Genomic DNA, 4781 nt, shown 5'->3' on the forward strand with positions numbered 1-4781 from the left:
GAGCGCGAGGGAGCGCGCGGCGCGCATGGCCGCTCGGCGTCGATCGGTTTCGGATGCCGCCGTTCGAGATGCAGCACCGTCGGCAGCGTGCCTGACAGGATCACGCCCAGCCATGCGAACGCCATCACGCGGTCACCGGTTTCGAAAGCGTCGCCGATCGCGTGAGGTGTCCTTCCCGCTGGCGCGGCTTGACGCTCGCCAGCCCGTCGCCCACACTGGGCCGCACGGCGGCCACGCGTGCGGGTGCGTGCGAGCGGCCTGTCATGCGCGCGTCATGCGGTACGACTCCCGCTCCGGCGCGCGGCGCTGACGTCCGGTAACGAACGCGCGGAGAGCTTCGACGTGGTGCGTTTTCATTTCCGATGGACCGGCTGCCTGCTTGCGTGCGCCGTGGCGCTCGGCGCGGGTACGGCCGTGGCCGATACGCCCGACTCACACGACACGCGGGACGCTCGCGACGCGGGCGATATGGCGCCCGTCACGCTCGTGAGCGACGTCCACGAATTCGTGATCCAGCACGACGGTTCGCTCGACGAGCACGACGATTCGACGCTGCGCGCGAACGACGCGAACGGCATTGATGCCGTTGCGCAGCGCTACGTATGGTTCGACAAGAATCTCGAGAAGGTGGAATTGCTCGCGACCGAGACGATCGACCGCGACGGCGTCGCGCATCCGGTCGGCGCGGACGGCATCCGCGACGTGCAGGAGCCGCGCTCGGCCGGCGCGCCGACGTTCCAGGACGGCCTGCTGCGCACGGTCGTGTTCCCCGGCGTCGAAGCCGGGTCGAGCACCCGCGTCGCGTTCCGCAAGACCCGCACGAAGCCGGTCAATCGCGGCTACTTCGGCTACACCGTCGAGCCGTCGCGCGAGCCGGTCGACAGCCAGCGGCTGATCTTCGACGTGCCGGCCGACATGCCGCTGTACGCGGACGCGCGCGGCTACGTCGCGCTGCCCCCGGTCACGGCGAACGGCCGCACGCGTTACGAATTCGACTACCGGCACGGTGCGTACGATCGCATCGAAAGCGGCGCGGTCGGCTATCCGACCTACGGCGACCGGCTCGTCGTGTCGACGCTGCCCGACTACGCGGCGTTCGCCGCGCGCTACCGCAACGCGGCCGTTGACCCGAGCGCGAACGATGCGGTCGTCGTGCAGCTGGCGCGTGCGCTCACGGCGAATGCCGCCGATCCGCGCGACAAGGCGCGCATCCTGTACGACTGGGTGCAGGCGAACGTGCGCTACGTCGGGTTGTTTCTCGGCGAGACGGCCGCCGCGCCGCATCGCGTGACCGACATCCTGCGCAACCGCTACGGCGACTGCAAGGATCATGTCGCGCTGTTCGGCGCGTTGCTCGCGGCGGTCGGCATTCGCAGCGAACCGGTGCTGATCAATCTCGGCGCCGTGTACACGCTGCCGTCGGTGCCCGGCTACGGCGCCGGCGCGATCAATCACGCGATCACGTGGCTGCCCGATCTCGCGCTCTACGCGGATACGACGACGGCCGGCATCGCGTTCGGCTACCTGCCGCCGATCGTGATGGATCGCCCGGCGCTGCTGGTCGATACGGGCGTGCTGTCGCGCACGCCGGCCACGCAGCCGCGCGCCCGCACCGCGCGGATCTCGATCGATGCCGCGCAGCCGGGCGCCGCGCGTGTTCAGGCTTATGTCGAGGACGATGGCTGGACGGCCGAACTCGAACGCAACCTGTTTCGCCGCGCGTCGCGCGAGCGCATTGCGCAGCTCGCGACCGAGCGCCTGCGGCAAAGCGGCCTGCGCGGCCGCGCGCAACTGTCGACCAGCGACCGGCGCGTGACGGACGGGCCGTTCGACGTGACCGTGACCGGCACGCTCGATCATTTCGTCTGGCCGGACGGCACGACCGCGTTGCCCGCGCTGTCGAGCGTCACGGGCGGTATCGCGACCCAGGTCGAAACCTGGCTGGCCGAGCCGGTGCGCACGCAGCCGTGGGGCTGCATTGGCGGCGCGTTCGACGAGACCGGCCAGATCGCGTTGCCGGCGGGCGTCGCCGTGACCGACCTGCCGGCCGATACGGCCGTGCACGGCCGCTTCGTCGATTTCACGTCGCATTACGTGTTCGATGCGGCCGCGCGCGTCGTGCAGGTCACGCGGCGGATGAACGCGGATTTCGGGCGGCAGGTCTGCACGCCGGACGAATTCGCGGCGCTGCGCGCGTCGCTCGAGCGCATCGAGCGCGACACGCAGGCGCAGATCGTCGTGCGGGCGAAGCAGCGTTGAGCGGCGCGGGCACGGCATTCGCTCCGGACGGGCGAATCACCGGAATCGCCGACGCGCAGGAGGGACATCATGACGGAACGGGATCACGAGATCGCCGAACTCTCGAAGGAATTGCTGGGCCGGATCGTGCAGGGCACGGTCGCGGCCGGCGCGGCCGTCGACGTGGAGCAGTGCGCGGCGCTCGCCGTGCAGTGCGCGACGGCGCTGGTCGACCGGCTCGACGCATTGAAGTGACGGCCTGCGGGCCGGCACCGCCGCCGGCCCCGCGCGCCGCGCGTTACGCTTCGGCGGGCACGTCGCCGTCCGCGCGCACGGCGCCCGGCGGCTTGCCGACCACGCGCTTGAACGCACGGCTGAACGCCGCGAGCGAACCGTAGCCGAGCCGGTACGCGACCGCTTCGATCGTCTCGCGGTCGCGGGCGATCCATTGCGCGGCGAGCCGCATCCGCAGCTCGGTGAGGTAGCGCACGGGCGTCATCCCGGTGGCCGCGAGGAAGCGCTCGGCGAACACCGAGCGCGACACGCCTGCCTCGGTCGCGAGCTCCGCGACGCTCCAGTTGCGGCCCGGGTCGCGATGCAGCGCGACGATCGCGCGGCCGAGCTTCGGCTCGCGCAGCGCCTGCACCCAGCCGGTCGCATCGCCGCACCCGCACTCGACCCAGCCGCGCACGATGAACGCCGCGACCACGTCCGCGAGCCGCGCGAGGATGCCCGCGAAGCCCGCGCGCGCCGTACACGCCTCGCGCTCCATCGCATCGAGCATCGGACGGATCTCCGGGTAGCGCGCGAGCAGCGTGCCCACGTGCATGAACGCGGGCATCGTGCCGACCAGCGGCTGCATGCCGCCGAGGTCGAGTTCCATGCAGGCGCTGAAGATCAGCGCATCGCCGGCGCCGGGTTCCTTCGTCGCGCAGCTCGTGGGCGACACGCCGGCCGACGCCACCGACGCGACCGTATCGCAGATCTTCGCGACCTCGAAGCCGTCGATCTCGCGGCACGGCACATCCGGATCGGACACCAGTGCGTGCATGCCGCCGTGCGGCAACAGGATCGCGTCGCCGGCCTCGAGCCGCATCGTCTCGCCCGTCGCGTCGCGCAGCAGCACGGGTCCGCGCACGATGAAATGGAACTGCGCGCGGCCCGTCCCGTGGCCGAAACTCAGTCCGAACGGCCGCGCGACCTGAATGCGGCGGTACTGGACGCCGCTCAGCCGCATCCCCAGCAGCAACTCGCTGACGAGGTCGTGCACATCGGGAATCGGGGGCAGAAGGGGCTCGGACATATCGAGATACGGACGTTCGATCAACAAGAACGGATTGTATGTCATAGACCGTCCTGCCGCTGTTCCTTACGATACGCCTTTATCCGTACTTTCCCTAACCGACACGGAACCCCGCATGAATCCCGGAATCTCCTCGGCCGCCTCGACGGCGGCCCCCCGCGAACCGGCCTGGGGCGCGGTCTTCGCGATGACGCTCGGCGTGTTCGGGCTCGTCACCGCCGAATTCCTGCCGGCGAGCCTGCTGACGCCGATGGCCGACAGCCTCGGCGTGACCGAGGGCGTGGCCGGACAGGCCGTCACGGCCACCGCCACGGTCGCGCTCGTGACGAGCCTGCTGATCTCCGCGCTCACGCGCACGATCGATCGGCGGCGCGTGCTGCTCGTGTTCTCGGTGCTGCTCGTCGTATCGAACCTCGCCGTGGCGTTCGCGCCGAACCTGGCCATGCTGCTGTTCGGCCGCGTCGTGCTCGGCATCGCGCTCGGCGGCTTCTGGACGATGGCGACCGCCACCGCGATGCGGCTCGTGCCGACGGCGATGGTGCCGCGCGCGCTGTCGATCATCTTCAGCGGCGTGGCGGTCGCGACCATCGCGTCCGCGCCGATGGGCAGCTACTTCGGTCACCTGATCGGCTGGCGCAACGTGTTCCTGATCGCGGCCGTGCTCGGCGGCATCGCGTTCGTGTCGCAGATCGTCACGCTGCCGTCGATGCCGCCGAGCGGCACGACGCGGCTGCGTACGCTGATCGACGTGCTGCGCCGGCCGACCGTGGGCCTCGGAATGTTCGCGACGATCCTCGTGTTCACCGGCCATTTCGCGTTCTTCACGTATCTGCGGCCGTTCCTCGAACAGGTGGCGGGCGTCGGCGTGAACGGGCTGTCGGCGATCCTGCTCGGCTACGGCATCGCGAACTTCGTCGGCACGTCGCTCGCGGGCCGCGTGCTCGAACACCGGCTGCGGCCGATGCTGATCGGCATGCCCGCGCTGATGGTCGTGCTCGGCATCGCGCTCGTCGTGCTCGGCCGCGCGCCGATGATCGACGCGGTGCTGGTCGCGTTGTGGGGGATGGCGTTCGGCGGCGTGCCGGTCGCGTGGTCGACGTGGGTCACGCGCACCGTGCCCGACGAGGCCGAGAGCGCGGGCGGGCTGATCGTCGCGGCGATCCAGCTCGCGATCGCGACGGGTGCGGCCGCCGGCGGCGTCGTGTTCGACGCGAACGGCGCGGCGGGCGTGTTCGTCGGC

General features: G+C 70.8%; 4 protein-coding genes. 3 read left to right on the top strand and 1 reads right to left on the bottom strand.

From position 1 onward, the window contains the following. Positions 1-342 precede the first annotated feature (342 nt). Complete coding sequence (locus H3O04_RS33955) at positions 343-2259, top strand: DUF3857 domain-containing protein (protein ID WP_202589357.1); 1917 nt, start codon at positions 343-345, stop codon at positions 2257-2259. Positions 2260-2328: 69 nt separating this feature from the next. Beyond that, on the top strand, positions 2329-2493 hold the full coding sequence (locus H3O04_RS33960; protein WP_006479736.1) for a hypothetical protein: 165 nt from the start codon (positions 2329-2331) through the stop codon (positions 2491-2493). Between the two features lie 43 nt (positions 2494-2536). Here H3O04_RS33960 and H3O04_RS33965 read toward each other — a convergent pair whose 3' ends face one another. Beyond that, complete coding sequence (locus tag H3O04_RS33965) at positions 2537-3586, bottom strand: AraC family transcriptional regulator (protein ID WP_011694597.1); 1050 nt, start codon at positions 3584-3586, stop codon at positions 2537-2539. A 70-nt stretch (positions 3587-3656) separates the two neighbouring features. Between H3O04_RS33965 and H3O04_RS33970 the strand changes: the two genes are divergently transcribed. Next, the coding region (locus H3O04_RS33970; RefSeq protein WP_202589358.1) for an MFS transporter at positions 3657-4781 on the top strand (1125 nt) is incomplete at its 3' end.

The sequence above is a fragment of the Burkholderia sp. KCJ3K979 genome, assembly GCF_016759955.1.
GTDB lineage: Bacteria > Pseudomonadota > Gammaproteobacteria > Burkholderiales > Burkholderiaceae > Burkholderia > Burkholderia orbicola.

What these genes read in the sequence shown, in the direction of transcription:
- H3O04_RS33960 (WP_006479736.1), top strand. Translation starts at nt 2,329, where the DNA reads ATGACGGAACGGGATCACGAGATCGCCGAACTCTCGAAGGAATTGCTG.
- H3O04_RS33965 (WP_011694597.1), bottom strand. Translation starts at nt 3,586, where the DNA reads ATGACATACAATCCGTTCTTGTTGATCGAACGTCCGTATCTCGATATG.